Annotated in this window: 26 protein-coding genes; 17 read left to right on the forward strand and 9 right to left on the reverse strand. The window is 35.3% G+C overall.

Annotation, left to right across the window (positions count from 1 at the left end; genetic code table 11):
* Positions 1–5: 5 nt before the first annotated feature.
* The 6 genes from trmB to BALOs_RS01690 all read right to left on the reverse strand — a co-directional run bounded on the left by trmB (position 6) and on the right by BALOs_RS01690 (position 3752).
* The gene (trmB, locus tag BALOs_RS01665; RefSeq protein WP_115362096.1) at positions 6–758 is read right to left on the reverse strand and encodes a tRNA (guanosine(46)-N7)-methyltransferase TrmB; all 753 of its coding nucleotides are present in this window, start codon (positions 756–758) and stop codon (positions 6–8) included.
* Between the two features lie 117 nt (positions 759–875).
* Complete coding sequence (locus BALOs_RS01670) at positions 876–1076, reverse strand: hypothetical protein (RefSeq protein WP_115362094.1); 201 nt, start codon at positions 1074–1076, stop codon at positions 876–878.
* A gap of 8 nt (positions 1077–1084) precedes the next feature.
* Positions 1085–1297 carry a hypothetical protein gene (locus BALOs_RS01675; RefSeq protein WP_115362092.1) on the reverse strand — a complete coding sequence of 71 codons (213 nt, stop codon included), beginning with the start codon at positions 1295–1297 and terminating at the stop codon, positions 1085–1087.
* Positions 1298–1432: 135 nt separating this feature from the next.
* The gene (locus BALOs_RS01680) at positions 1433–2401 is read right to left on the reverse strand and encodes a hypothetical protein (RefSeq protein WP_115362091.1); all 969 of its coding nucleotides are present in this window, start codon (positions 2399–2401) and stop codon (positions 1433–1435) included.
* On the reverse strand, positions 2398–3354 hold the full coding sequence (locus tag BALOs_RS01685; RefSeq protein ID WP_120404120.1) for a hypothetical protein: 957 nt from the start codon (positions 3352–3354) through the stop codon (positions 2398–2400). The genes BALOs_RS01680 and BALOs_RS01685 overlap by 4 nt, the downstream gene beginning before the upstream one ends.
* A complete protein-coding gene (locus tag BALOs_RS01690; protein WP_120404121.1) occupies positions 3342–3752 on the reverse strand; it encodes an NUDIX domain-containing protein in 411 nt (136 codons plus the stop codon). The genes BALOs_RS01685 and BALOs_RS01690 overlap by 13 nt, the downstream gene beginning before the upstream one ends.
* 137 nt (positions 3753–3889) lie before the next feature.
* On the opposite strand from BALOs_RS01690, the gene BALOs_RS01695 reads away from it, so the two are divergent.
* From BALOs_RS01695 to BALOs_RS01710, 4 genes are all read left to right on the forward strand, one after another.
* A complete protein-coding gene (locus tag BALOs_RS01695; RefSeq protein ID WP_115362086.1) occupies positions 3890–4549 on the forward strand; it encodes a site-2 protease family protein in 660 nt (219 codons plus the stop codon).
* Between the two features lie 25 nt (positions 4550–4574).
* Positions 4575–5471: a ScpA family protein gene (locus tag BALOs_RS01700; protein ID WP_115362084.1), complete on the forward strand. Its 897-nt coding sequence runs from the start codon at positions 4575–4577 to the stop codon at positions 5469–5471.
* Positions 5472–5492: 21 nt separating this feature from the next.
* A complete protein-coding gene (scpB, locus tag BALOs_RS01705) occupies positions 5493–7022 on the forward strand; it encodes an SMC-Scp complex subunit ScpB (RefSeq protein ID WP_120404122.1) in 1530 nt (509 codons plus the stop codon).
* A gap of 117 nt (positions 7023–7139) precedes the next feature.
* A complete protein-coding gene (locus BALOs_RS01710) occupies positions 7140–8171 on the forward strand; it encodes a pseudouridine synthase (RefSeq protein WP_115362080.1) in 1032 nt (343 codons plus the stop codon).
* A 31-nt stretch (positions 8172–8202) separates the two neighbouring features.
* Here BALOs_RS01710 and BALOs_RS01715 read toward each other — a convergent pair whose 3' ends face one another.
* Positions 8203–10176, reverse strand: coding sequence for a hypothetical protein (locus BALOs_RS01715; RefSeq protein ID WP_120404123.1), 1974 nt, complete (start codon positions 10174–10176; stop codon positions 8203–8205).
* A 366-nt stretch (positions 10177–10542) separates the two neighbouring features.
* On the opposite strand from BALOs_RS01715, the gene BALOs_RS01720 reads away from it, so the two are divergent.
* The 7 genes from BALOs_RS01720 to BALOs_RS01750 all read left to right on the forward strand — a co-directional run bounded on the left by BALOs_RS01720 (position 10543) and on the right by BALOs_RS01750 (position 20163).
* Positions 10543–10956: a response regulator gene (locus tag BALOs_RS01720; protein ID WP_115362076.1), complete on the forward strand. Its 414-nt coding sequence runs from the start codon at positions 10543–10545 to the stop codon at positions 10954–10956.
* A 15-nt stretch (positions 10957–10971) separates the two neighbouring features.
* Entirely contained in the window at positions 10972–11808 is an 837-nt protein-coding gene (locus BALOs_RS01725; protein WP_115362074.1) for a chemotaxis protein CheX, read from the forward strand.
* 147 nt (positions 11809–11955) lie between these two features.
* On the forward strand, positions 11956–13944 hold the full coding sequence (locus BALOs_RS01730) for a chemotaxis protein CheA (protein WP_120404124.1): 1989 nt from the start codon (positions 11956–11958) through the stop codon (positions 13942–13944).
* Positions 13945–13969: 25 nt separating this feature from the next.
* Positions 13970–14443 carry a chemotaxis protein CheW gene (locus BALOs_RS01735; RefSeq protein ID WP_115362070.1) on the forward strand — a complete coding sequence of 158 codons (474 nt, stop codon included), beginning with the start codon at positions 13970–13972 and terminating at the stop codon, positions 14441–14443.
* 35 nt (positions 14444–14478) lie between these two features.
* Positions 14479–16575, forward strand: coding sequence for a methyl-accepting chemotaxis protein (locus BALOs_RS01740; protein ID WP_120404125.1), 2097 nt, complete (start codon positions 14479–14481; stop codon positions 16573–16575).
* 26 nt (positions 16576–16601) lie between these two features.
* Positions 16602–18479, forward strand: a complete 1878-nt coding sequence (gene cheB / locus BALOs_RS01745; protein WP_120404126.1) for a chemotaxis-specific protein-glutamate methyltransferase CheB — start codon at positions 16602–16604, stop codon at positions 18477–18479.
* A 22-nt stretch (positions 18480–18501) separates the two neighbouring features.
* Positions 18502–20163 (forward strand): methyl-accepting chemotaxis protein, encoded by a 1662-nt coding sequence (locus BALOs_RS01750; protein WP_120404127.1) that lies wholly within the window; start codon positions 18502–18504, stop codon positions 20161–20163.
* A 36-nt stretch (positions 20164–20199) separates the two neighbouring features.
* Here the strand turns inward: BALOs_RS01750 and BALOs_RS15275 are convergent, their stop codons facing one another.
* The gene (locus BALOs_RS15275; RefSeq protein WP_205570964.1) at positions 20200–20301 is read right to left on the reverse strand and encodes an anion permease; all 102 of its coding nucleotides are present in this window, start codon (positions 20299–20301) and stop codon (positions 20200–20202) included.
* A 97-nt stretch (positions 20302–20398) separates the two neighbouring features.
* Here BALOs_RS15275 and BALOs_RS01760 point away from each other — a divergent pair, with 97 nt between their 5' ends.
* The 4 genes from BALOs_RS01760 to BALOs_RS01775 all read left to right on the forward strand — a co-directional run bounded on the left by BALOs_RS01760 (position 20399) and on the right by BALOs_RS01775 (position 22081).
* Positions 20399–20728, forward strand: a complete 330-nt coding sequence (locus BALOs_RS01760) for a DOPA 4,5-dioxygenase family protein (RefSeq protein WP_120404129.1) — start codon at positions 20399–20401, stop codon at positions 20726–20728.
* Positions 20729–20891: 163 nt separating this feature from the next.
* Positions 20892–21116: a hypothetical protein gene (locus tag BALOs_RS01765; RefSeq protein WP_120404130.1), complete on the forward strand. Its 225-nt coding sequence runs from the start codon at positions 20892–20894 to the stop codon at positions 21114–21116.
* Complete coding sequence (locus BALOs_RS01770) at positions 21103–21402, forward strand: hypothetical protein (protein WP_120404131.1); 300 nt, start codon at positions 21103–21105, stop codon at positions 21400–21402. Before BALOs_RS01765 ends, BALOs_RS01770 begins: the two co-directional genes overlap by 14 nt.
* 196 nt (positions 21403–21598) lie before the next feature.
* Positions 21599–22081, forward strand: a complete 483-nt coding sequence (locus BALOs_RS01775; protein WP_162929492.1) for a hemerythrin domain-containing protein — start codon at positions 21599–21601, stop codon at positions 22079–22081.
* On the opposite strand, the gene BALOs_RS01780 is transcribed toward BALOs_RS01775, so the two are convergent.
* Complete coding sequence (locus tag BALOs_RS01780) at positions 22078–22956, reverse strand: LysR substrate-binding domain-containing protein (RefSeq protein WP_120404133.1); 879 nt, start codon at positions 22954–22956, stop codon at positions 22078–22080. The two genes, BALOs_RS01775 and BALOs_RS01780, sit on opposite strands and share 4 nt — an antisense overlap.
* 93 nt (positions 22957–23049) lie before the next feature.
* On the opposite strand from BALOs_RS01780, the gene BALOs_RS01785 reads away from it, so the two are divergent.
* Entirely contained in the window at positions 23050–24171 is a 1122-nt protein-coding gene (locus tag BALOs_RS01785) for an S-(hydroxymethyl)glutathione dehydrogenase/class III alcohol dehydrogenase (protein WP_120404134.1), read from the forward strand.
* A gap of 3 nt (positions 24172–24174) precedes the next feature.
* Complete coding sequence (fghA, locus tag BALOs_RS01790; RefSeq protein ID WP_120404135.1) at positions 24175–24996, forward strand: S-formylglutathione hydrolase; 822 nt, start codon at positions 24175–24177, stop codon at positions 24994–24996.
* The last annotated feature ends 37 nt before the right edge of the window (positions 24997–25033 follow it).

Below are 25033 nucleotides of genomic sequence, written 5' to 3' on the forward strand. Positions count from 1 at the left end.
GCTAATTAATTTGCTTTTTTGGATTTTAGAACAAAAGCTTTAATATTTACACCTTGCTCGATAAATATTTTCTCAAACTTCGTCTTAAATTGGCAAAGTAAGTGATCTGGAGCATCATTCCAAAGGTCTTTAGTTTCTAATTCAAGTTCAAATAGATCCTGCTTTTCAATAACTTCCTTCATCCACTCAGCATATCCATCGTGATCTGTTTTAACAAAGAAGTATCCACCTGGCTTGATAACTTTGTAAGCTCTCTCTAAAAAAGGAAGTTGAAAAAGTCTCTTCTTGTGATGACGTGCCTTCGGCCATGGATCAGGGAAGAAGTAGAAAACCTTATCAAGCTCGTTTTCAGCAAAAAGATGCTCAATTCTTTCACCTTTTGCTCTTAAGTATTTGAAATTTCTATATGGTAGTGATTTTAATTTCTTTGCTAGGGCGTAGCTTCTCTTAAAACGATAATCGAGTCCGACAAAGTTTTGGTCGCGATATGAGTCACAGTATTGGAGCATGAAGTGTCCGTAACCAGATCCAATCTCAAGACATAATTCACCATCTTGTTTGAAAACTTCGCTATTCCATTTCCCTTGGTATTCTTCGGCCTCTTCATCTCGAAGAACGAACTCACTAAATTCAGTTAGTTTATCGTGGTATGGATTACGATGCTTGTATTGGAAGTCTTTTGAAAAAGACTTATCCTTATTTTGTTCATAAGCAAATGGATCGTTTGTCGCTTCTTGAGCGTCTGATTTTACTGGCAACTTGAACTCCTAAATGATTATTGCACCTAGTTATCAAATTCAAGTCGCTCAGGCAAGGTATTATAGGCTCTATTAAGAGATTCTACATACTTGGATTAAGAGAATTTTATTGAATTCTTAGCGATTGAGCATTTCTTCAATAATGCGTGCAGCTTTTTTGACTTGTTCTGGATCTTTGAATCGATCAGCAATAGCTTTTTTCAATTGTTCGATCTCAAGTTTGTCTTGCTGCTTATTGTGCTCTTTTGATGTAGTGGGTGCTTCATGCTCGTGTGAGCGAGCACCCATGTATAAATTTGTGTATTTTTTTACACCCATTGGATATCCTAAGCTGCAGCTTCAGCTGAGCTCTTTTTCATTGATGATACTCTTTTCATGTGATCTTCAATTACTTCATATAGTTCTAGTTTTGTTGAATAAGGATCCATTCCGTCTGGCATCGTTGAGTAAACAACCTCATCGTTAATCTCAGCGAAAATAAACCAGTTATTACCTAATTTTTGGAATAGTACTTCTGTGCCTTTGTATGAAACTGTCATAATCTTCCTCCTGATTTATGCTTAGCAATCCTTGCTAAAACAATGACACTAACTATATCGACACTTAAATTTATTAATTAAAAATATATGAGTTTTCTTTTAGACGGGGAAAAAACTACCTAGGTCGTCTAAACCCTAGTAACGATAGGTGATTCCGACATTATAGCCAAAGGTTCCTTCAAGCTCTGTTGAAACGGAAGGTGAGGGCCATAGTTGCCCATGAGTAAACTGAGCATCAGAGTCAAGTGTTGATGGAAGCTTAATATCAATCACTGGGCCGTGATAGAAGTAGGTGTGTTTTGAGCTGAATGCTCTTTTATGAGATAGATTAACTGCAAGGCGAATATTGAACATCATGCCAGAAAATAACTTCTCTTCAGCAATGGAATTTGTCTGGTCATCCTGAGAAATAAAACGTCTTTGATAATTAACACCTACTTGAAGCATCGATTCGATTTCAAAGTATTGTCTTTTATGAAAGGTGTATGAAACAACAGGTCCTAATGTAAAAATTGAACTACTTTCTTTCGTAAAAATATCTCCATTTAACTGATACTCACTCTGTCCCGTTGAGATACCACCATAGAAGCCAAAGTAGAGGCGGTTTTCGTCATCAAAGCTTGCAGGTCTTAAGTATTTGATATTTAGACTACCCTCAAAACCATTGCTCTCTCTTTCAACTTGAGAGGTGTAGCCGTAACGCGAAGTTGGCCCTTGCTTAAATATAAGGTCCACTTGGGCCCGGTTTGTAGGATGGCCCTTTAGGGGATATTCATCAGGAATTGGTTCATCTATTACATAATCAGTTGGGTCGTTCTTCACATAGATTGTGTTTCCAATTTCTTCTGAGTCATTATTTAAAACCAGCTTAATGAAGTCTTTCCTAATATAGGCTTTTCGTCCATCTCTCGTTAACGTAACATAATAGTTTTCATTATTTAGATAGTTCGGATGTAAATAAACACTGTCACCCTTTCTGATGCGCATAAGAATTCTTCCACTGGCATTGGGCTCGCTTACAACTGGTGCTTCATGAACTCGTATAATTCCTTGAGTTGCAAGAGTCTTAAAAGACAGTAAGAGTATTAGGAATACTTTTATCATATGGAAACCTCAAACTCCTTTCCTATACTGAGACTTAGCATTGTCGCTGAATTATCATCAGTAAGTGATGTATTTGGAAAGAAGACATTTGCATCAAATGTATATGTTTGTTTTTTTAAATCAAAACTTAAGAAATAACTTTTGTAATTATAGCTGAAGTTGGCGCCAAAAGAGTCAAGAGAGTGGTCTACTGACTGACCAAATACTTCGGCCGAAGAATATAGTGAGCGATTGGCCCCAAGTCCGGCCGTCATAAATGAGTCATTGTTAATACGATAACGGTATTCAATTCTTAAGCCTATAGAGTAAGTATTGAATTGAACTTCTTGTCCGCTATTTTGTGAGAGGTACTCGAAGTTTACAAATACTGGAAGGTCCTTAAATGTCTCGACACCTGCTTCAAGAGTGAAGTTTGTAGCATTAAGAGATAGGCCATCTGTGAAGAAATTAGGCGATGAAGAACCAACTCCTGCTTGAGCGTGTAAGTAGGTATGGATTTGTTTTTTATCAAATTCAACGGCCTTAAATTTTTCTCGATTAAAGGGTTTAAATGTTTTCTCATGGAAGGTGAGAATATTCTCTAAGTGATTTAAATTTTGTCCTTGTGTGACATATTTAACATCCTTCATTTCACCGCTTTTAGGAACAAGGTAATAGTATTTTGATCCTGGTCTTATTTCTTGTGTACGAATAATCGTATTCTTTGGCACTCGGTAAAACTTTGTTCCCTCTAGGTTTTCAACGAGAGAATTCTTTAAAATAACACTTCGAAATGTACGTACTTTGAAATTATTCTTAGTGTATTTAAAGCGCTTACGATAGTTGATTTTTTGAGCATTATCTTCTCGACCAAGCTCTAATAGGTCGTTAAAGAGCTTCTCTTCATTTGCATGGCTTGCATTTGAAAAGAGAAGAGTAGTCATCAATAGTTGGAGAAGAATTAACTTAGACAATTTATGGCCTCTTGAAATGCTAGAAAATTACTTTCGTATTTAAAATCTTTGGATTGGACTTCGTTTATAGGAAGCCATTTAAAACCTTGGTGTTCCTCTTTTGATATTGTTATTTCATCCTTGTTAGTGAGGGACGCAAAACAATATTCAATAACATCCTTTCCCCAACGATCATGAAATTTAAATTCTTGGGAGAGTTGAACTAATTCAGCTTCCTCAATTCCCGTTTCCTCTAAGAGTTCTCTTTTGGCCGCAGTGAAAATATCTTCTCCAGACTCAACAGATCCTGTTACATTTTGCCAACCAAATCCTCGATCGGCTTTCATCTCAAGGAGAAGGAGGGCCTTTTTCTCTTTGTGCAGAGTGATAATTTGGACTTTTTTATGCAGTGAATTCATATCTTTATTATAGCAAAATTTTGAAATTACAGTGGCTTGGGCAAAAAATGGGTAAATTTCTTTAATTTGTCTTACATTCCGTTCATTTTGCGTCGCAATTTTTTGTCGATTCCCGTGGTTTTTGGTAGATTATTGCGATGGATTTAATGCAGATAATAAATAAATTGACGTTGGCCTTACCAGGCTTCTTACTGGCAATCTCGTTTCATGAGTTTGGTCACGGGTGGATGGCCAAGAGATATGGAGATGATACGGCCGATAGACTTGGGCGCTTAACTTTAAATCCAGCTCCACATATTGATCTTGTGGGAACAGTTATCTTTCCACTTGTTGCTATTTTTGCTGGATGGATCCCATTTGGTTGGGCAAAACCAGTTCCTGTGGATGTTCGCCGCTTTAAAAATATTAAGTCAGGACTTTTTTGGGTTAGCTTTGCAGGCCCTGGAGCAAATTTATTGCTGATGGTGTTTTCTGCTCTTCTTTTTGGAATGGTTTACGCCTATGTTCCTGCTACATTCTCACTAAAATCACAATTCATACAAATGCTTGAATACTCTGTAATGATTAATGTCGTTTTAGCAGTATTCAACTTGATTCCATTTCCGCCATTAGATGGCTCAAAGATGGTAGCAGCATACTTAGACTACAATACAGCACGCAAATATGAAGAGCTCCAAAGATTTAGCTTCGTTTTCATCCTAGTACTTTGGTTTACACCAATTTTAGGCTATGTGATTCGACCAGTAATGGGGCTTGGATTGATTTTAATGAATGGTTTTGCAGCTATTCTTTCCTAGCAATAGGATTTTGAGGGATTAACACATGTTAGACACAACGATTAAGGTTAAAACGGATACGTTTGATGGCCCCTTGTCTCTACTTCTTCTATTAATTCAGAAGGAGCAGATGTCAATTAAGGAGCTTGATCTCACAAAGATCACAAAGCAGTACCTGGATTATCTTGCAAATATGAAAGAGTTAAACTTCGATATTGCAGGTGATTATTTATTCTTAGCTGCAACTCTTGTTTTACTTAAATCTAAGAATGCCGTCACAGAAGAAGAGCAGGCAAAACTGCACAATCAACTAGGAGCAGAAGGCTCTCTTAATATCACTTCTCATGCAGAACTTGTTCGCCGCCTTGAGGAGTTAGCTCTTTATCAAAAAATGGGACAACGCCTGATGGAGCTACCACAAAAAGGTGTTGATATCTTTGTTAAGCCAAAGATTAATCGCAAAGAGATTGTAAACTCAATTCTTACACCAATGGATCTCGAGAAGTTAACTGATACGATGATTGACTTTATTTTCCGTCAAAATCGTAAGTACACGGTTGTTAAAAGAGATCGTTTATCGATTAAAGAAAAACTAGAATTCTTAAAGAGTTATTTATCAGTTGGTCAGAAAACTAATTTAGAAGAGCTTTTAGAAAACGATAGCAATAGTCGAATTGCAACAACGACTGGTGAGAGTACTGCAAAAGTTTCGGCCGATGGTAAGAATACGATTGATAACGTTGTTATCACTTTTATTTCATTATTAGAGCTAGCAAGACTTAAGCGACTAGAGATTTTTCAAAATGAAAACTTTGGTCAAGTCTATGTTGATGTTGTTAGATCACTCGATGACTTTGACGTAACTCAGGCAGATGGTTTTGAAGATGAAAATACAGCTGAGCAAATTGATGCTCAAGAACTAGAACAAGCAATACAACAATAGCATACATATTTAGAGAGATTTATGATGGAAAACAACACAATGAATGAAGATTTAAACTTAGAGTTTGTATCGACAGATGAAGAGATGCTTGAAGAGCTTGAGATGGCCCTTGTGCCTTCAGATGATGATCTTGAGTATCCAGAAGAATACTTAAAATTAGAGTCAGACTTTGCAGATGAAAAACTTCAAGAAGATAAGCTTTGGAAGGCGAGAACTGGCCTTAACGAAGAGACAATTTGTGGTGCAATTGAAACAATTGTTTTCATGAGCGATAAGCCTGTTCCATTAATGAAGATTAAGGCTCTAATTGATGATGATATTCCACTGAGAGTAGTTCACGAAGCAATTTCAAGACTTCAGGAAGAATACGAGTTAAAGCATCATGGTATTCGACTGCAAGAAGTTGCTAATGGTTATCAATTTAGAACGAAAGCAACTTTCTCTAAATATGTTCAAGATTTATTTAAAATTAACGAGCTTGTTTTATCTCCAACAGCTCTTGAAGTACTCGCTATTATTGCTTATAAGCAACCAGTTTCAAAAATTGAAGTTGAAAAGATCCGTGGTGTTGATAGTTCGCATATTGTGCGCGGACTTATGGATAAGAGACTTGTTAAAGTTGCAGGACGCTCAGATGAAGTCGGTAGACCAGTTCTTTATGGAACGACTCCAGAGTTTTTAGAAGTATTTAATCTTGCAAATATTGATCAACTACCACCTGAGCACGAGCTATCTGAAATTGCTACTCAAGGTGTAGGGAAAATTGAAGATATTAAAACTCTTGTTAATGCTGACCTTAAGTCGCGCTTTGACCAAGATGAAATTGAAGAACTTGATAATATTGCAGCATCAATTAAGTCGATTGATTCTGAAACAGCATTTACAAAATCACTTAGAGTTCAAGAAAGAAAACGTAAGAAAGGGGAAGGAGATGAAGTATCTCTAACTGCCTTTGACCTACTTGAGCAACATCTTGATAATTCTCTAGTTACTGGTGCTAATAAAGAGTCAGCTAGCTCTGAAATATTCACTGCCATTACTTGTCCTGAAGTTATTGAAGATCTTTCTAAAGGTCCATTTAATGTACCTGAAGAAGAGGAAGATGACTTTGAAATGATCGATCTAGATTCTGGTGAAGTCATAAAAGATGAGCCAATAGAATTTGAAGATAATAATGAAGATGAGTCTGAGATTGAGGCACAAGAAGTTGAAGCTCAAGATTCTGTTAATGAGGCCCTTAGTGAAGTGGCCGAAGAAATCTTAACTCCTGAATCAACTGAGAAGAAAGTTGAAGAAGTTGAAGAAATTGCAATTATCGATGAAACGAAAACGGACAATGAAGCTAATGAGCTGGCCCAGGCCCTTGATGATGCCTTCTCTAAACTTTTTGGTGGAGAGACTTCACTGCCTCAGGATGAGATGGCCGTTGACCTTGATGATAGCATCAATGAAACAACTCAGAATTTAATTAATGGGGCCCGTGATTTGGATCTGGACCTTGATTTCTTAAATAACAAGGACTTAGAAGATTCAGACTCACGTCCTGAGTAATATATAATCAAGAAATAATTACTTAAATACTTGTAAAAGCTTACGTTTAGTTCTATCTATGCGTAAGCTTTTTCTTTATAACCTTTTAACCGCCGTGATGGCAGATAGGAGTATCAAATGTCTAAACTAGTACGTTTACAAAAATTTATTGCTGATTGTGGAATTACTTCACGTAGGAAGGCCGAAGATTTAATTGTTCAAGGTCGTGTGAAAGTTAATGGAATCACAATTAGAGAATTAGGAACAAAAGTAGCACCTGAAGTTGATGCGGTCGTAGTTGACGGTAAAGCAGCTGATCTTGGTGCTGTTGAAAAAATCTATATGGTTATGAATAAGCCTCGTGGTGTTATGACAACTGTTAATGACCCAGAAGGTAGAAAGACTGTTATTGATCTTTGTAAAGAGATCAGTGAGAGGATCTATCCTGTAGGTCGTCTGGACTACCTTTCAGAAGGTCTGCTTCTCATGACAAATGATGGTGATTTTGCAAACCTTGTTATTCACCCAAGTTCAGATTTAACTAAAGTCTATGAAGTTAAAATCTTTGGTGCTGTTAATGAATTCCTTCTCAAGAAATTAAGAGCTGGTGTTTATATTGATGGTGTTATGACAAAACCTAAGGCGGTTCGAGTTATTAAGCAACTTGAAACAAAGACTTGGTTAGAGTTCAGAATTACTGAAGGAAAGAATCGTGAGATTCGTCGCATGTGTGAAGGTGCGGGACTTACTGTTGATAAACTAAAGCGTGTTGCAATTGGTGGACTAACAGTTGATGGAATTGCCCCAGGTTCATATCGTTTAGTTTCAAAGAAGAGTCTTCTTGCAGCTATTGGTATCGATAACGTTGGAAATAAAACGGCAAAAGCTGTTGAATACATTTCAAGTAAAAAATCAGTTAATCTTAAAAAGAAAGGTCATCAAAACTGTACTGCAGCTGATGATAAGGCCTTCACGAAGTTCAGAAAAGAAACATATTACAAATCATTAACTGATATTGCTGAGACTAAGAAGGCGAAAGAGAAAGAAATTCGTCGTCAAGCTTGGGAAGAAAAAGAAGCTGCTCATAAGAAGAGACAGGAAAAGAAGAAGGCTCGAATTGCTAAGAAAGAGCTTAATGAAAAACCAGTTCACGTTGAATTTGTTAAATAATAAAAAAGCCGCTCAGATAAGCGGCTTTTTTTTAATCATTTATGGACATCTGGATATCTTCTATTCTTGTGTCTATTCTTAAATCTTCACCATTTCGTCGAATATATCGATCGAGGTATTCTAATTGGCCATAAATTTCTTTATAGTCATTAGTTCCAAATTGTAGATCAACTAATGTTTCAGAATCATCTGTAATTAGTAAGTCAAAATAGAGGTAATCCTCCAGATTATCTTGTGGTAGGAGATCTGCAAGTATTTGCATAACATGGTATTCATTTCTTAATCTCTTGAGCTTCTTTGTGAACTTCTCCACTTTTTCTTGATATGGAGAATCACTCTTAATAATATTGTAGAAGTACTCAGCTAACTTTTTTGATTTCCTTAAGTACTCACGCTCAAGTTGCCACGTGTAAAAGTGATCAGTCTTATGAAGGTGACGATTTGATAAACGAATAACGTCTTTACCTTTTAACTTTTCTTGCATGATTGAGATGAATTCTTCCAGAGTGTATTTATCAAATACTGAAAAGGCAGGGCCTTTAAAAATCATCTTAAGATTTGAACTAAAGTTAACGTATCTCCTCTCTAGTGAGATACTATCTAGTACATCCTTCTTGAAACGTTCAGGAACAATCCCTTCCAGAACCTTCTTATATCTTCTTTGCTCTGACTTTCTAAATTCATTGTCACGTCTTATGAAGTTCATCCCGACATTTAAGAATTTATGATCCTCATGAGAAGAAGTAAGGCCATAATAAGAGAGAACCTTTTCTTCTTTTGTATCAAAAATTTGAATTGTGATTTTGGATTCTGATCTCTTCGTATAATTAGGATAATAGAAGGCGATTGTAGAGCCATCTAATCTCTCGAAGTTGAATCGGTTGTTAATATAGTGGCCACGTGAACTAAGTTTTAGAAAATCTAAGTCTAGAGTGACCCCTGATGAATTTGAGGTATAGCGGTTGTGACCTTTAAAGACTCTTTCAACTCTTGGAGCTTCTAGGTCTTTGTCTGCAACTGCAAGACGATCGACATCTTCAAGGTTTACTACGTAGTAGCGATCGAGAAGATCTGTATTTAATGATTCAGCAAGAAGTTTTGCTTCTTTGAATTTGAATACATTATTGAATAGATTATTATAGACCTTACGAACTTCTTCATCTTTGAGATCAAAAACATAGTCAGATAGAATAATATTACCTTTTGTTTTCGATGTATCGAGTTTGATCCAGTCTATTTTATATTCATGATCAACATCAAATCCTAGAATTTCGAAGCTGAATAATTCGACACCAAAGCTACTTTTAAAACTAAGTCCTCTGGCCTTCTTCTTTTCTGCAATAATCTTAACTCTTACTTTTTGATCTTCAAGTTTATAGACTTGAATAAGAAATTCTCCTGCAAATGTATAAAAACCAGTGAGACCAGTTTTTAAGACAGGAGCAACGTCACTATATGAAAAACCTGTAGTAAGTGCCATTGAAGCCGGTATGGAAATGAAGTCTCCTTCATTTAAACGATCAACGTATTTAGCTCTAATAGGTAGCTTGGCAACGTTAAATGGTAGTGCCTTCATAGCATCAATCTTTTTAACATATTGACGTGAAATAATAACTTCGTTTTTACGATTCCCCTTTAAAAATAGAGGTGATTGTAATTCAGGAAAAAATGTTCTTTTGCTATCGTGATCTATTTTAAATTCAAATCTGTCACGTCTTGTGTATTGGCCTGGAATATAAGACTTGTCGACTTCATATTCATACTTACCTTTCAAACTTAGGCCATCATATAAGTCGATCTTGAAGATATCGGTATCGAGGCTAATAGTTAAACTATTAAAAGCATCCACAAGATTACGCTTTATATTCTCTTTGGTTAGGTAATTCTTTAGAAAATAAGTAAACTTACTCTCTTTTTCTTCCTTCACTGGTTCTGAAATTTCAGGGTTTGCAGCAGAGATCGTTAAGCTAATTAAGAATAATGTGAGGATAGTGAATTGTTTCATTCTTAGGTTGTATCACATAACTAACTGATATAACTGTAGGTGTGTAAACCTTATCTATAGCTGTATAGTGTGTAAACGGCCGTAACATATTGAACTTATATAACAGCAATTTTTGGTGACAATAATTAGAGTCAAAATAAGTCTCATTGTTTGTAAGGGAATTTGTTTATAGAAATGTTAGCAAAAGTAAAACATTGACATAAATCAATATAAAAAAAATCTCAATATCTCCGATAAGTCATCATAGTTACTAAGTTTTCAGTGAAAATCTCATTGATAAATATTTATGGGAAAGAACGTACCAAATATTTAGAGTGATATCACGGTGTTATAGTAGGAAATATACATTCCCCAGGAGATAAAGAAATGTACGATTTAAAGAAGTTCTCTTTCTTAATTGTGGACGACATGAGCACAATGAGAAAGATCGTTAAGAAGCTGTTGCGTGATCTAGGTGCTGACAAGTTTGTTGAGGCTGTTGATGGAAAAGATGCTTTAAAAAAGATTGTCGAAAACAAAGGTGGACCTCACGAAATCACATTTATTATCTCTGACTGGAGTATGCCAAATGCTACCGGACTTGATTTGTTAAAAACAATAAGAGGGAGTGAGAACTTCAAAGAAATGCCATTTGTTATGGTTACTGCCGAACAAGATGTTGCCCAAATTCAAGAAGCTATCGCAAGTGACGTTGATGGATACGTAATTAAACCATTCGACTCAGATTCTTTTAAAAAGAGACTGTCGTTAGCACTGAAAAAAAGGTTTCCACAAGGATAACGAGGAGAGCTTGTAATGGGCATGGTAGAGAGGATTACCAAAAACCACTTTTCCGTATTAGTCTTTTCGGGAGATATCGATCAGGATTGTGTTAAGTCACTTGCAATGATCTTTGATGCTATTTTAGAAGATGAAAAGGATAAGTTGATTATACTAGACTTCAAAAAAGTCGAGTATATCTCACCAAATATTTATAATGAGATTTTTAGGTTATTTTCTTCTGCGCAGGAAAGAAAGATCTTAATTTATACAATCAATGCAAAGCCAAAGCTAGTTAGAGAATTAAAGAGTGATTTCGTTGATCAGAAATTCAATTTTACAGATTCAATTACTAGTAAGTTAGAAGAACTTAATCTTAAAAAGAAGAGAATTGTTCTTGATGTAAACTTTGTAAACCCATTTATTCAAGCAGCTATTGATACTTTTGGAGTTCAGGCAAATTTGAAGGTTTTACCTGGGAAAGTCTCTAAGGCCAAGGACTTTGAAAGTTATGAAATAGGAATAATTGGATCAATTGATATTCAAAATGAGGCGTTTGAAGGAAGATTACTGATTTGTTTTCCCGATGCTGTTTTCATTAGTATTTATAATGCCATTTTTGGTGAAGAGTATATGGAACTTAATGAAGATGTGAAGGACGCTATTGCTGAATTCACAAATATTACTCTTGGGCAGGCCAAGGCCACACTAAATCAAAATAAAGGAATTGTCATAGACCGAGCGATACCATCAGTTTTACTGAGAGAAAACTTTGATGAGATCGAATTAAACAAATATGAATCACTAATGATCCCTTTAGCAACTAAAATGGGTTCATTTTATATTTATATTCTCCTAGGTGTTAACGAATAGTTAATAACTTAGGTTTTGAATGAAATGATAAGTATTTAAGAAGTAAAGATTATTTACAGAAAGTTTTAATAAGTGCCCAAAAACACTAATTTATTTTTCAATATGTCCGAAAAATAGATGAGATAAAAACCAAACGAGATGTGATTTATGGATGAGTTTGAATTAGAATTAAAAATGGATTTCCTTGAAGAGGCAATTCAGCTTCTAGAAGACTGTGAGGAATCTTTCCTTGAACTTGAGTCAGGTGTTGAAAACCCTGATGATCATGTTGATAAGATTTTCCGTCTTGCTCACAACCTTAAGGGGACTTCAAGGGCCGTTGAGTTTAGTGATGTGGCAGAGTTCACACACGAAATGGAAGAGTTGATTTTAAAAGTTAAGAAAGGAGAGGTGGAAATCTCTGCTGATGTAATTGATGTCTTTCTAAAATGTTCTGACCATTTAAATCATATGATCGTAGGCCTTAGAGAAGATATTGAGGCCCGTTTTGAATCCGATGAAATTATTGAACTTATCAAATCTGTTGGTAGTGCTGACTTTGAGCATGAGGAATTAAAAATATCAAATCTTCCTGAGGAGTCTGAAGACTTTAACGAGGAAGTCGTTGCTGAAGATGATTCGCATGAGTCTGAGGACTCTGATGATCTTGAGGAAGAAGAATTAGAAGAGATTTTTGCTAGTGATGAAGATGGTGAAGATGAGGAAGCGCTAGCAACTCGTCCAAGTAATGATGATATTAGTGATCTAGACCGCCTCTTATATGGTGATGCCGCTGGTGAAGAAGTGGACTTAATAGCACCTGTTAGTGCAGAGAAGCCGCAAGAAAATGTTATTCCTATTGAGTCTGTAAAGAAAGAAGAGTCAACTAAAAAAGAAGAGAAAAAAGCAGAACAAAAAGTAGAGCCCAAACAGGCTGCTGCAGCTCCTAAAAAACCAGCTAAGCCAGAAGAAACAATTCGAATTGGTGTTAGCCGAGTTGAAAAATTAAATAACTATGTTGGAGAGCTTGTTATTCTTCAAACAGTACTTAGTGAATGTGATGATCTAGTTATTGATGATCATGTACGTAAGAGTGTGAGCCACTTAGCAAAAATCACAAAAGAAATTCAAGATATCTCTATGAAGATGAGAATGGTTCCATTAAAGACGACATTCTCAAAACTACAAAGAATTGTAAGAGATACATCAAAGGCTCTTGGTAAAAAAGTAAATTTAAATATTGTTGGAGAGGATACTGAAGTTGATAAGAATATCTTAGAGCAACTTTCTGATCCTCTTGTCCACATCGTTAGAAATGCTGTTGACCACGGGCTTGAAGCAACTAGCGACGACCGCCTTGCTGTCGGTAAATCTGAAAAAGGTGAAATCCAAATTAAAGCATATCACGAGGGTAATAGTCTTGTGATTGAAGTTAATGATGATGGAAAGGGAATTGACCCGGCCGTTATCAGAAATAAAGCAATTGAAAAAGGTATTATTAAAAGCACCGATAAAATTGCAGATCAAGATGCCATAAATCTAATTTTTGCTCCAGGATTCTCAACTAAAGAAGCAGTAAGTGAGATTTCAGGACGTGGTGTTGGAATGGATGTTGTTAAAAGAAATATCCAAGACATCTCTGGTGCTGTTGAAGTTAAGTCCGTATTAGGAAGTGGTTCTGTTTTTAGAATTAAACTACCACTTACAATGGCAATTATTGAAGGGATGGTAACAAGAGTTGGTAGTGAAAACTACGTTGTTCCACTTAATTTAATCCATGAGACTTTATCTGTAACAGAAGAAAATTATCGCAAGGTAAATAATGTTGGTGGTTGTGTTGTTCTCAGAGGACAAGTAATGCCTGCCTTCAGGTTAAGTAAGTTACTAGGACATAGGCCACAAGAAGATAATAAGAATGAAATTGCTCTTGTTGTTAGAACTGAAGATATGGACTTCGTTATAATTGTAGATGATGTTCTAAGAAGACAACAAGTTGTTATTAAGAGTTTAGGTAATGACATAAAAAATACGCAAGGCTTTATGGGAAGCTCTATCTTGGGTAATGGTAAGCCTGCTTTAATCTTAGATCTAAAAGAATTAGTGGTTGATAAAGTCGCAAAAGTAAAAAATAAAAGTTCAATAAGAAACGTCGCTTAATTTAAGCATTTGATGTGGGGATATTATGGAAAAAGAAATGACAGATGTAACACAAAGATACTTAGAATTTAAACTTGGAGAAGAGCACTACGCAATTCCTCTGTTACAAGTTAGAGAGTTAATCTCTTTACCAGAGACGACTAGTGTACCATTTAGTCCAAAGTATTATGTAGGTATTATGAATCTTAGAGGTCAAGTTATCTCTATTATTGATATGCGTACAAGACTTGGTGTACAGCCTTCAGAGTCAAATGAAGAAGCCGTAATTATCGTAGAGTTTGGAGAATTATGCCTTGGAATAGTTGTGGATAATATTTGTAAAGTTCTTCCTGTTGATGAGGATAAAATTCAAGAAGTTGCATCAATTGAAACGAAGAAAAGAGATCGTCTAAATCGCGTTTATCGACATAGTGAAACAGATACTCTTATTCAGCTTGTTGAACTGGAGTCAATTCTAAACATTGACGAATTAACTGGCTTAGCAAAAAAAGCAGCTTAATAGAGAAAAGATATAACAAAATTTTGGGGAAAACTATGTCAAAGACAAAACTATCAATGAGTAAGAAGACTATTCTTAGTTTCTTAGGGATCTTTCTTATGTTTGGTATTGGTTTAGGTATTACAATCTACTCTTTTAATGGGTTAGTTGACAGCCTTACCGACACAATTAATAAGGACCTTGAGAAAAAGGATTCATTCCGAATTGTGGCAAAGAATATCGTTGAACAAATCTCATATGAAAAAGAGTTTGTGATCACTAAAGATGAATTTGCAGCTGAGCAGTTTCACGAGTTTTCAAGTTATAATGATAAATTACTTAATAAAATAAAGGAAACGAAGTTTGACTTTGCTGCTGAGGTCGATTGGCCAGCAATAGATAAAGCCTATTTAGCATATAAAGACAATTTCAAAGAAATAGCTAGGCATACTAAGATTGAAGATGATTCTAAAGATGGATTAAGAGGAGAGCTTAGAAGTTATGCTCGCAACATCGAGGAGCATATTAAAAACTATAACTTGGGTGATTCCTTTATGGTTTCTCTCCTAAGTCTAAGAAGATATGAAAAAGATTTTCTCCTTAGAAGAACTGAGAAATATGTTAAGCGTGCAATGGCCGAGTCACAAAGAATCAAAGATGAGCTAGTTAAGAGAAATTATAAGAAATATATTGTTGATGACTTTAATAAATCTATAGATGGTTATGTAAGCACATTTAAAAAATTATATGACAATCAACTTGAATTAAATCGTCACATGAAATTATCACAAGAGTATGCTGGAAAGACAATCGTTCTCATTGATGGTGTTGTAAATCTTGTGGATAAGAGAATTGAAGAAAAAGTTGCTGGAATTAAGGTAAAGGAAAATCAAGTCACTTATACTGTTCTAGGTTTATTTGGGGTTATTGCTCTATTCGCATTTGGTTTCCAATATAACTTCTCTAAATCAATTAAGGCTATTGTTGATCTAAGTATGAGATTAAGAGAGTCATCACAAGTAACTGCAAAATCGAGTACTAATATGTCGATGGCCTCATCTAAAGTTTCGTCTTCTGTAACGGAGCAAGCAAGTGCTATTCAGGAAACTGTTGCAACATTAAATGAAATCTCAGCAATGGTAAATAAGAGTGTTGAGAGTGCAAGAACGTCAACTGAAAAAGCTGATGAGTCTCAAAAAGTTGCTCAGGAAGGTAAGCTTGCCGTAAATGATATGGTAAATGCTATTGATCAAATCAACGGTAATAATGAAGATATCATGAAAGAAATGAGCCGTAGTAACGAAGAGATCGTTAAGATCGTTGACGTTATTAAGGAAATTTCTGAGAAAACAAATGTTATTAACGATATTGTTTTCCAAACAAAGCTATTATCTTTTAATGCCTCTGTTGAAGCGGCTAGGGCCGGTGAACATGGGAAGGGATTTGCTGTTGTTGCTGAAGAGGTTGGTAATCTCGCTCAGATGAGTGGTAACGCTGCACTTGAGATTGAGGACCTACTTGGTGGATCAATTAAGAAAGTACAATCTATTGTAGAAGAGACACAACGAAATGTTGAATCACTTATTAAAGATGCAAAATCTAGTGTTGAAAGAGGTGTAGACGTATCTGAAAGTTGTGGGAGAATTCTTGACCAGGTTGTTGGCAATGTTGAAGCTGTTACTAAATTAATGGCCGAAATCTCTACAGCATCTCAAGAACAAGCTGAAGGTATTAATAATATCACTGTAGCAATGAATCAGTTAGATGAAGTTACTCATTCTAACTCTACGATTGCTCAAGAGACGTCTGGATTTGCAGATAGCTTATCTGAACAGACTACTATCTTAAATAATATTGTTGAAGAACTAGAAAGTGAAGTACTTGGAGGCAAAGTTCATGTAAGCCAAGTATCAAAAGATGATTTAATTGATTCTATTGGAACGACTAGTTTTGAAACAGAAGATACTTATCAGCCAACAGCAAGTCACTCTGTAAAAACTGAGGAAGACTTTCCAAGTTTTGAGCCAGAGATTGTTGAAGAAGATAGTTATGAACAAGTAGCTATTGCCGAAACAGCAGATGATCCTGTTATGGAAGTATCAAGTGAAGAATATCCTAGTGAAGATGATGATCGATTTGATAAAGCGGTTTAAGAAGAAGTAGTTGAGAGATAGAGATAATGGGTAGTTTAGCAAAAAGCTATATTGAGATTGCTGATGTTATGGCAAAAGAGAGTGGAGCGCATTTTACAGCGCAAAACAACGCCATGATTAAATCTCGTATTGATAAGAGAATCGTAGAATTAAAATTGAATGGTGTTGATGAATATTTAACTCTCATCAAGAAACCAGGCAATCAAGAAAAGAATGCTCTTATATCGCTACTAACTACTCATTACACTTTCTTTATGCGTGAAAAGGGCCATTTTGATTTCATTGTTAAATCATTGCCAAAAATAATTGAAAGAGCAAAATCTAAAGGTCGTAAGAAGCTTAGCATTTGGTGTGCTGCTTGTAGTAAAGGTGACGAAGTCTATAGCCTGGCGATGGTGTTAAAGTATCATCTTAAAAAAATTGATCCGAGTTTTACATTTGAAATTTTAGGGACAGATATTTGCGAAGCATCTATTAAGCATGCTCAAAAGGGTGTGTATTATTGGAAAGAGCTGCAAAAAGTACCAAAAGAGTATCTTGCTGGGAATTGGTATAGGGGAAGTGGAGATATTTCTGACTTTGTAAAAGTTAGTGATGATCTTAAGAAATATTGTCGTTTTAAGACACATAATCTTGTAAATGATGATAGTCCTGAATATAAAGAAGAATTTGACTTTGTTCTTTGTCGTAATGTTTTTATATATTTTAATGAAGCGCAAATTAACAAGGTCATGAAAAGTCTTAATAGGTGTATTGTTAATAAGGGATACCTATTTCTTGGCCTATCCGAAACATTATTAAAATATGAAGGTTTCCAAAATATTGGCCAGTCCATATTTTTTAGAACTGATACTGATGTAAATTCACCAGTTCAACTTAATAAATGTGCAAAGAAACGAATTCTGATTGTAGATGATTCGGCAACTGTTAGAAAGCTTATTAAGAAATGTCTTGTGGATAATAATGATTTTGAAATTGTTGGAGAGGCAGTAGATGGTCAAGATGGCCTTGATAAGATTAAAGAGCTTAGGCCAGATGTTATCACACTTGATATTAATATGCCTAAAATGTCTGGTCACGAGGTAATTAAGCGACTGCCAAGTAATCTGAAGGTAGAAACAATTTTAATTAGTTCTGTAAGTAAGAGTGATGGTGATATTGTTATGAGGTGTCTTGAAGATGGTGCCTTTGATTATATAAAGAAGCCTTCTTTTGACGATATCTTCAATTTCAAAAAAGCCTTAACGGAAAAAATTAATCTTGCTTATAGTAGTATTGTAAAAAGTAAGAGAGGACGTTTATCAAGTTGGCAAGGTCAAGGTACTTTCAATTTCCAAGAAGGACAGCTTATTGCTATTGGGGCCTCGACAGGTGGAACAGAGGCAATTAAACAATTGTTACTTACTATGCCAAAGCAATTTCCACCTATTTTAATTGTTCAACATATTCCACCAGTTTTTTCTACTGCTTTTGCAAATAGACTTAATGAATTATGTCCATTTACCGTAAAGGAAGCAGTTGATGGTGAGGAATTAAAAAATAATACCGTCTATATTGCACCTGGTGGAATCCATATGGGTGTAATAGGAACTAAGAATTTAGCGATCAAGTTAGATGAGGAAACACCACTATATTCAGGTCATAAACCTAGTGTTGATTACCTTTTTGAAAACTTAGCAAAAGTTAAATCTCATTGTGTTACTGCTGCATTATTAACAGGTATGGGAGCTGATGGTGCTAAGGGATTATTAAAACTAAAAGAAAATAAATCATTTACGATTACACAAGATGAAGACACATCGGTTGTTTATGGAATGCCGAAAAAAGCATTCGAACTTGGTGCATCCTGTGAGTCATTGGCCCTTGATAAGATAACCGACAAGATCTTATCAAAGATAAAATAGAGAAGAGGAGTTTGGGGGACGTATGAAAAAACAATGGACTATTAAAAAGCAATTAATTGCTTTGTCTGGAACAATGCTTTTAATTCAATTAATTATTGCGGCCGTAGGATATACATCTCTTACTTCTGTAAAATCACATCTATACACAGTTTTTTCAAAAAGACTTCCAGGTATTGATGCATTAGTACAGGCAGATAGAGATTTTCAACAGATGCTTGTTGCAGAAAGATCACTTTTATTAGATGGACTTACTGCAGAACAAAAGAAGTCTTTTGCACAAGATTATTTCGATAATAAACAACAAGTTGTTGATCGCTTTAATAAGTATCGAAAGTTCGCTAATACGCAAGCTGAAAAAGAGATTTCTGCTGGCTTTGAAAAAAATATTGCCTCTTTTGAAAAAGCTGCAAAGGCGCATTTTGCTATCGATAGTAATGGGGATTTACCAGCAGGTATTTCTAAGGCAGAGATAAGAAAGCATTCTCTTACAACATTAAATAAATCTTTTGAAAATGCCCGTGAAGACTTAAATAAGTTACAGGAACTTATTATGAGTATGGGGTCAGCAGAGTTTAAAGAGGCTGATAAAACATACTCTCGTTCAGTTTTCTTAATGACATTTATTTCAATATTCAGCTTTATTGGTTCGATCTTTATTGCTGTCTTTATGGCCCGTAAAATTGATAGTCGTATTAATGGAATTGTTGATTCAATTTCAACTGAAGGAAATAATCTGGATGCAGTTTCAAAAACATTTAGTAGCCGTTCTGTAGCATTGAGTTCTATATCTGAACAATTATCTGCTGCAGCTACAGAAACATCGAGCTCTCTTCATGAAATATCTCAAATGATTAAGAGTAATACGGATGGATCAAATAAGGTTGCTCATCTAATTCAAGAGAGTCAGGGACTTGTAAATGATGGTGTTGGTTATCTTTCTGATCTTGCTCAAGGTGTAAAAGAGGTTGACTCTAGTACGACAGAATTAGCAACGACTGTAGAAAAAAGTAATGAAGAGCTAAATGAAATTGTAAAAGTATTTGAAGAGATTAACGTTAAAACGCAAGTTATTAACGATATTGTGTTTCAAACGAAGCTCCTTTCTTTCAATGCTTCAGTAGAAGCTGCTAGAGCTGGAGAGAATGGTAAGGGCTTCTCTGTTGTCGCTGAAGAAGTTGGTAATCTTGCAAAAATGAGTGGTGAATCAGCTGATGAAATTTCAAAGCTTCTCGTCGATAGTTTAAAGAAAGTTTCACAGATTGTTGAAGACTCAAGTCGTCAGGTTAATAATTCTTTAAATGCAAGTAAGGATAAAATTAATAAGAGTGTTGAGATTAGTAGCCAGTGTCAAAAAGTTTTTGGACAAGTTATTAATAACTTTGATGAAGTTGCTGCAAACTCAAATGAGGTTGCATCAGCATCAAAAGAACAACTTATTGGAGTAGAAGAAGTTAGTAAGGCAATGCAGGAGATTTCGAGTTCTGCTAGTCAGACCAGTCAATCTGCTCATGACCTTAAAGCTGCTTCAACAGATCTAAGTCAGTCAGTAGTAAATATTGGTGGTAATATTACTAATTTAAAAACATTAATTACTGAGAATACTTCTTTTGTAAAAAAAGGCGAAGTGATCAACTTTATGCCCAAAGCAAAGAAGGCTTCACCGAAGAATAATAAAGCCGCTTAAGTTATCATTTAGGGGTAACTCATCTATGAGTTATCCCTAATATAATCCTAAGAACTTCCACCAAATACCGTCTACTGTCATCCAGATCGCAATATTTACGATAGAAATAATAAATCCAATTATCCACCATTCACTCAATTCCACATTTTACTTTGACCAAATCAGTGGTTTTTATTGATGCTATTCGATATTCATACTGCTTGCAATTTAACTTTTTATTAGGGAGAATTCGCTCATGAAAATTTTGGACTACCATGCACACCTATATTACGACGATGAAACTTATGAAAAAGCATTAAGAGTTATTAATAAAGCTCGAGATCTTAACTATATTCAGGTTGGAAGGGCCCATCAAAAAGAGGTCGGTCCTCATCCTCGATGGAGTTGTCAGTTTCTTTTTTCTAAAGAAAAGCTTAATGATTTTATACCTTGGCTTTTTGAAAATAGAGATGAATTAACAGTTTTCTTACACGCTAACACTGGTAATGATTATCTTGATCATACTCAAAATACTTTATGGATGGGTGAAGTTTTAAGTTTGAAACTAGAAATATTTAATAAATAATATCTCTCTCAAAGCCTATAAATACTATGTGTTACAGTTCTACTAAAATTGTGGGAAAACGTAAAAGTGTCAAAAGTATTATGATCTATAAACTATTATCGACCTCTTATTGAGCTATAATTTAGTTTAGGCAATAACATAGTTATGTACTTAGGGGGAGAATATGAGTAATGAAGTCAATTCTGAAATTCAAGAATTAGTTTCTGATCATAAGTCATTACGAGATGACTTTAAAGAGCTCATTATCATGGCCAAAGAAGTTGAAGTAAAATGTGTCGATCCGGATGTCCCAAAAGAAATTTCAACATTCTTATTACGCTTTTGGGTCACTATTGAGGCATTGATACAAAAAATAAGAAAGGACCATATTTCCTTTGATCTTAGATGATCGTGTAGATGAAAGTTATGGTGACATACAAGAGGTATTAGCAGTACATCGCTGTTTTGAAAAAGAATTACAACCATTAATTGATGAAGTGTTAAACTATGAAGTTGCGACAAAAAGTTGTGATTTATGGAAGAACTTAGTTGAGAGAACACGTCTTTTTGTTGAAGATCTACAGGCCCATGTTAAAAAAGAAGATCGTTTTTTAAAAAAATCAATTGCTATCTTTGATAGCGAGTCAATTGATGAGCTCGATTTAGAACTTGAACTTGAGCTTGAAGTCAGTTAGTGAGGTCATGTTTTATCAATAAAATATTTGTGCAAACAAATTAATCTTACAAAGAAAAACTCTTTAATTTCATCGGCTTAATAACTTTGTAGTTTAAAAGCTTGTACCAAATTTACCATGATGAATATCATATTACTTGCACCGCGTTAAGTTAGAATAAGAAGCTAAGTATAGTTGTCTTATCAAGGGTGTAAAAGTGAGTGCTGAATTCAAAGCCAAAGTAGAAGAGTTAATCTCTTATCATCAAATTATTCGAAATGAGTTTAAAGCATTAATGCGTAGATCATATGAAATTGAAGAGAAGTACCAAGATGATCCAAATATTCCAAAAGGACTTTCTAATTTCTTCATCCGTTTTTGGATTACTATAGAAGCAGATATGCAAAAAGAAGAGTCTCATTTATTTCCTCTTCTTTTATCAGATGAACTAGAAACCTGTGAAGATATCAAAGAAATATTAGAAGGGCATGAAGAGCAGGAGCTAGAATTAAAAGAGTTAATGGCAAAGGTTCAGGGATACGAATTAAGTAGTGAAGTAAATAAAGAGTGGACTGAATTTGTTAAAGATATCAAGAGAGTTGTTTTAGGAATTAATATTCACATGGATCGAGAAAATGAAATTCTCTTTAAATATCTTTGTGAAATTGAAGAGTCTAGCGCTTTACAAGCTTGTTCTTAAAATAGAAAGACACCAAACTCTTGTAGCAATAGCTTAACAGAGGAAGAAATTGATTTCTTTGATGGTGTTACTGCCCAAATTGGGATTGATTGTTGTGTGTAGTCACTTAGAAGTGGTAGCAGAGTTTTATTTCTAATATGGTCTAGAACATAGACACCTGGGAGTTTACAAATACCTAGGCCTTGAAGAGAAGCATTCATGATGGCCCTACCGTTTGAACTTCTAAAGTTTCCTCTTATTGAAACTTTTTCATTTCCACTCTCATGAGTAAAGCTCCACTTTTCATTGCTACCGATAAGACAATTGTGGTTAATAAGTTCTTTTGGTTTTTTTGGAATTCCGAATTTATTTAAGTAATTTGGAGAAGCACACACAAATTCTTTTCTTTCTGAAATCTGTATGGCAAATCCCTTTGTAGGTTTTTTTTCAGCGACGCGAATTGCAAGATCAAACTCATGAGTTGTTATATCCACAAGCTCTGTGGAGAAGTCTAATTCCGCTTCTATTCCTGGATGCTTTAATAAGATATTTGATATCATTGGTGCGATAACATCTTCTCCGTATGCACCAGCTAAAGAAATTCTAATCTTACCTTTGGTGTCTTTTACTGTTTCTTTAGAAATCTTAGTAAATCTTTCTATTTCTTCGATATGATTTGCACAAGTTTCGAAGTATTTTTTACCAAAATCAGTAAAGTCAATAAAACGGGTATTTCTTTTTAAGAGAGGCTGACCGAGCTTTTCTTCTAGCTCCTTAACAGACTTACTCAAATGTGAACGTGAAACCTTGAGCGCTTCTGCTGCCTTTGTAAATGAGCGAAATTGGGCAACTTTGATAAAGCTATAAATATGGGTAAGGTCCTTTATTGTTTCCATGTGTAAACAATTTGTATCAGTATGTCACAATTGTCAACAATCTGGTTTCCCCTTATAATAATGAATCAAATAAATAATTAATCGGAGGTATATATGAAAGTAAAAGCAGCTGTTGCTTGGGGCCCAAATGAGCCACTTAAAATTGAAGAAGTTGACCTAGAAGGACCAAAGAAAGGTGAAGTTCTTGTCAAGATGCACGCAACTGGTGTTTGCCATACTGATGCATACACGCTCTCTGGTGCGGATCCTGAAGGGCTTTTTCCTGTAATTCTTGGCCATGAAGGTGGTGGGGTTGTTGTTGAAGTTGGTGAAGGTGTAACAAGTGTAGAAGTTGGTGATCATGTTATTCCTCTATACACTGCTGAATGTGGTGAATGTAAAATGTGTAAGTCTGGAAAGACCAATCTTTGTTCTTCTGTAAGAGAAACTCAAGGTAGAGGACTGATGCCAGATGGGACAAGCCGCTTCTCTAAAGATGGTAAAATGATCCATCACTATATGGGAACTTCAACTTTTGCTGAATATACAGTAGTGGCAGAAGTTTCACTTGCTAAAGTTAGTAAGGAAGCTCCTCTAGATAAAATCTGCCTTCTTGGTTGTGGTGTAACAACTGGTATTGGTGCCGTATTCAATACTGCAAAGGTAGAAGAAGGTGCAACAATTGCAGTTTTTGGACTAGGTGGTATCGGACTTTCAGTTATCCAAGGTGCCAAGATGGCCAAAGCAGGAAGAATTATTGCAATTGATATTAATGACGATAAGAAAGACATGGCCATGAAATTTGGTGCAACTGATTTTGTTAATCCAAAAAAATATGACAAGCCAATCCAAGAAGTTATTGTTGAATTAACTGATGGTGGTGTTGATTACTCATTTGAGTGTGTTGGTAATGTTGAGCTTATGAGATCTGCTCTTGAGTGTTGTCATAAAGGTTGGGGTGAATCGATTATCATTGGTGTTGCCGGTGCTGGACAAGAGATTAGCACTCGTCCATTCCAACTCGTAACTGGACGTGTTTGGCGTGGTAGTGCTTTTGGTGGTGTAAAAGGAAGAACTGAACTTCCTGGCTACGTTGATCGTTATATGTCAGGAGAAATTAATCTTGATGACCTTGTAACATTCAAACTACCACTAGAAAAAATCAATGAAGCTTTCGATTTAATGCACGAAGGGAAGGCCATTAGAACAGTTATTGATTTTAACACTGAAGGGTAAGCTATGAGCTTTGAAAAAATAAAGAGTCATAAATCGTTTGAAGGGGAGACAGCTTTCTGTCTCCACTCATCAAGTGTAACAAAAACAGATATGAAGTTTTCGTACTTCAAACCTAAGACAGATAAAATTGAAAATATCATTATTTGGTTATCTGGGCTTACTTGTACTGAAGAAAACTTTATAACAAAAGCAGGAGCTCAGCTTCACCTTGCAAATACAAACACAATGATCGTTTGTCCGGATACTTCTCCAAGAGGACTCGATCTTCCTGGGGAGCATGATAGTTATGATTTCGGTTCTGGGGCCGGTTTTTATCTTAATGCCACAACTGAAGGATATAAAGATCATTATAATATGTATGACTATATTGTGAGTGAACTCATTCCAATGCTTAAGGATGAATTTAAGCCTGAGAACTTCTCAATCACAGGTCATTCAATGGGGGGACACGGAGCTCTTGTTATTGGTTTAAGAAACCCTGATCTTTTTAAAGCGATTTCTGCATTTTCTCCAATTGTTAATCCTACAGCAGTAGCTTGGGGAGAAAAAGCGCTCACTGGTTATCTTGGTGATGATCGTGAAGCATGGAAAGCATATGATGCTTGTGAGCTTGTAAAAAGTGGGAAGCGTCATGTTAAGAAAATCTTAATTGAACAAGGTTTAGCTGACGAATTCTTTGAGGGACAACTTAAAACTAAGAACTTCGAAGATGTTTGCACTGATAATAATCAGGATTTACAAGTTAATTATCGTGAAGGTTATGACCATAGCTACTATTTCATTGCTAGCTTTATTGGTGATCATATAAAACATCTAATTTCATGATATAAGCCTCCTTTTTGGAGGCTTTTTTACTTTCTTA

Source organism: Halobacteriovorax sp. BALOs_7 (assembly GCF_003612895.1).
GTDB lineage: Bacteria > Bdellovibrionota > Bacteriovoracia > Bacteriovoracales > Bacteriovoracaceae > Halobacteriovorax_A > Halobacteriovorax_A vibrionivorans.